The sequence below is a fragment of the Pseudoalteromonas holothuriae genome, from assembly GCF_945859825.1.
In the GTDB taxonomy this organism is placed as follows: domain Bacteria; phylum Pseudomonadota; class Gammaproteobacteria; order Enterobacterales; family Alteromonadaceae; genus Pseudoalteromonas; species Pseudoalteromonas holothuriae.
Map to the genome: position 1 here is coordinate 1 of NZ_CAMAPC010000048.1, position 2,893 is coordinate 2,893.

General features: G+C 37.8%; 4 protein-coding genes. 1 reads left to right on the forward strand and 3 read right to left on the reverse strand.

Features of this window, described 5'->3' with window-relative positions:
- The coding region (locus tag OCI93_RS20675) for an IS110 family RNA-guided transposase (RefSeq protein WP_261627224.1) at positions 1 to 503 on the forward strand (503 nt) is incomplete at its 5' end.
- Between the two features lie 360 nt (positions 504 to 863).
- Here the strand turns inward: OCI93_RS20675 and OCI93_RS20680 are convergent.
- The 3 genes from OCI93_RS20680 to OCI93_RS20690 form a co-directional block, all read right to left on the reverse strand.
- On the reverse strand, positions 864 to 1,589 hold the full coding sequence (locus OCI93_RS20680; protein ID WP_261627225.1) for an SIMPL domain-containing protein: 726 nt from the start codon (positions 1,587 to 1,589) through the stop codon (positions 864 to 866).
- Between the two features lie 84 nt (positions 1,590 to 1,673).
- The gene (locus OCI93_RS20685) at positions 1,674 to 2,210 is read right to left on the reverse strand and encodes a hypothetical protein (RefSeq protein ID WP_261627226.1); all 537 of its coding nucleotides are present in this window, start codon (positions 2,208 to 2,210) and stop codon (positions 1,674 to 1,676) included.
- Positions 2,210 to 2,893, reverse strand: a 684-nt coding sequence (locus tag OCI93_RS20690) for a hypothetical protein (RefSeq protein ID WP_261627227.1), incomplete at its 5' end; no start/stop codon positions are given. The genes OCI93_RS20690 and OCI93_RS20685, both read right to left, overlap by 1 nt.

A 2,893-nucleotide genomic window follows, 5' to 3' on the forward strand; every position in this document is an offset into this window, starting at 1 on the left:
TTCTTACCAGAGAATTACTCAGTGACTTATGGCTCAGTATCAAAACCCTGAACGAAGAAATACTCAAATATGATAGAAAACTTTATGCGTTAGCCAATCAAATGAAAGATGCCAAACGTTTAATGAGTATTCATGGTATTGGTGAAATTACAGCAACTGCTGTTGTAGCGACGGTTAATGACGCTAAGCATTTTAATACCAGCAGGTCATTTGCTGCATGGATTGGTTTAGTTCCACGACAATATTCAACAGGCGGAAAAGCGCACCTAGGGCGAATTAGCAAGCGCGGTGAAAAACATATTCGCACTTCACTTATTCATGGCGCACGAGCTGTTATTGCTAACTGTAAAAACAAAACCGACCGTATGAGTATGTGGGTAAAAGAGCTTGTTGAACGACGAGGGTTTAAACGAGCTACTGTTGCGCTGGCCGCTAAAAACGCCCGTCTAATATGGGCATTATTACACTCAGAAAAAGAGTATCAGGCTGACTATGTGAAATGATTTTTTAAAGTAATAAGGAATAAGGTAAACCCCACCGAGTCTGTGCACTAGCAATTGACGATAACACGGTCAGTCCGAGAGCAAAAAAGCCTGCTTAATCGGGAAGAGATTATTTATTAATACTCTGTTTAACGAATGAGGCATTGCTCAAGCGCAAATCATCAGGGCGATAGCGTAACAAAGCTAATAAACGCCGAATGTAGAGCTGCTGTCAGATCTTCTTGTTGTCAGAAATGCTATTGCTTGACAAAGGGGAGTCCATGTAGCCCTGTTAAGGGGCTGATAATGTTTGGCTAAAATGTGTAGCGAAGCGAAACCGAGCCAAACTTTAGCAGTCCCGCCTTGAACAGCTTGTTATATTCACTTTACGTCTAGATCAAATACTACACTTATAGATGCTGAAAAAACGATATTTTCTTGCAAATATTTTCCCGGACTAGAAGGTTTACTAACTCTAGAGCCTGTAACTTCGATACGTTCAATATCGCTATTGGCCCCATATCTATACCGACTATTATTAGACGTTGAATTAATACTATAAATTTTACCTAACTTAGCACCAAAAGCATTTGCTAATGAGCTACCTTTTTCTTTGGCATTTTTAACCGCTAATGCATTAACTTCATCTTTTAATGCATCAGCTTTTGATGATTTTAATTCTATATTACGAATTTCATCAATTTGAACGCTAAGTGCAAAATCCATAAATGCATTCAGGATTTTGAGATCATTTAAGGTAACTTTTAAATTACGGTTAGCTGTGTAGCCATCTAATTCTCTTTTATCATTATTTGAGTATGAGTAATTTGGTTGCGTCGAGATACTTGAAGCCGAAACGTTTTCTTCATCAATCTTAAATTTGGCCAGACCATCTAAAAGGTTGTTAACTCTATCGTCTACCTCTTTTTTGGCATCAGCACTTTTAGTTTTAAAGCTTTCAACTTCTAAATGGATTACTGCAATATCAGGCTTAGCTTTTAGTTGTGCAGTTCCAACCACTGAAATATGGCGATTATTAGGTAAACTATTATCTGAATAAGAAAATGAAGAAAATGCCAATAAGGCAAAAATACTTAAATATTTCATTGAACCTCCTTGTGAATATAACGCCTCGTTAAGAGGCAAATAATTGTTGGCTAAAATAAGCGACGCAGGAGCAAAAGCCAACTGTTATTTTTCCTGCTTTAACGACTTGTTAGCTGTAATTTCTTGAACGCTAGCAACAAGCTCTTTACTTGACTCAGTTATCATTTGAGTCGCACCACATAATTCTAGAGTGGGGGTAATACCTTTTTTACCAAAAACAACATACCTATATCCAACTGCTGCGGGGCTAGAGCACATGCCCTCTTCAATATAAGAAACTAAAGTATCAGTGTCCGGTGAGCCTTTTAATGTTTCAATATTAGATAAGTAGTTTAAAACTCGTTTTGGGTCATCAACCTGTGCTGAGATAATTTGACCAACATAGATAAAGTCTGCATTTTGTACTGACTCTTCTAGGCTTGGTGAAAAACAGGAACAAGCACTTGATAAAAAAGAAGTGCATAATAGTGTGATTGATATAATGAATCTCAATTTGTACTCCTTTACAGCTAACGCCTTGATAATTGCTGAATTTTGCTGGACTGGTTTTTGCCCGCGCAGCGGAATAGCGAAAAGCAGAACAATAAAATTTGTCCAATTAATCAACTTGTTAGCATTCATTACCACTCCCAAGTTAACTTGTAAGACGACTGTGCTCCAAGCTCTGGTAACTGCCATAACAAAGTGGTCCTGCCATCCGGTAGTATTTCTTTTTGCGCATTGTACATCGAAGGTTCTTCATAATTTAACTTTCTCACGATTGTTCCCCATTTTTTGGGAGGTCGAGAAATTGGAAAAATGAACTGCACTTCAATATCTTGTGTTGGATTACTGGGTCGGATAACCCAATATTCAGAGTCATTTAAAAAGCTATCATTATAAATACAACTGACCGTTCGTTTAACGGAATCCCCTCTTTTAAGAGGTTGTTCAAATGAGGACTCTAAATAAATAATTGACTCTTCATTACGACAGTTCAGAATCTGCCCCGAATCAATGTTAATCTCAGATATTTCTCCATCAGCCTGTAATTGCTCTGTATAGCTTGTGACACCATCAACCAACGCCTGAATTTCACATTCATGACTATGTAGCATCCTACTCCCATCGTCTTCAAGAAACTCATTTCTAGATCTCATCGATTTTCTAACTATTTGATAAGCAGGTTTTTGTAAATGATGTGCTCTATCGGATGATACAACTGACTCTATCTGCCTCGCTATTGTACTAATCCCTGCACTTGAATTGGCAGCTAAACGACCTGCTAAAATAGGTGACTCTTTAGCCACATCTTCAAAAGTTAA